The following is a 516-nucleotide window of genomic DNA, read 5'->3' on the forward strand; positions in this document are numbered from 1 at the left end:
ATTGGAGCCTGAAAAAGGCATAGGGAATTTTTATGGCCGGCCGCACTATCCTATAACGGCGTTTTTTGCTTTGTTGTGGTGCATCCGGTGACACACTGCACCAGCACAAGGCGGAGGCTGCCAGCAACCTCGCGCCAGAATGCGGCACGGTCAGAAATGGTTTTCTGAACCGTGCCACCTTGGCATTACGACAAATCTACGCAGAGATATTTCATCTCCAGATAATCTTCAATACCGAAACGCGAGCCTTCACGGCCTAAACCGGACTGTTTCACCCCGCCGAACGGGGCCACTTCGTTAGAGATAAGACCGGTATTGATGCCCACCATGCCGTAATCCAACGCTTCCGGCACCTTCCACTGGCGCACCGCATCACGGGTATAGACATAGGCGGCCAGACCGAACTCGGTGTCGTTCGCCATGGCGATAACCTCGGCGTCATCCTTAAACGGAAACAGCGGCGCCACCGGGCCAAAGGTGTCTTCACGGGGAAAGCGGATTTGCGGTGTGACATCA

General features: G+C 54.8%; 1 protein-coding gene. It reads right to left on the reverse strand.

Annotation, left to right across the window (positions count from 1 at the left end):
- Positions 1-185: 185 nt before the first annotated feature.
- Positions 186-516, reverse strand: a 331-nt coding sequence (locus J5224_RS35210) for an aldehyde dehydrogenase family protein (RefSeq protein ID WP_264629411.1), incomplete at its 5' end; no start/stop codon positions are given.

Source organism: Candidatus Symbiopectobacterium sp. NZEC135 (assembly GCF_025962695.1).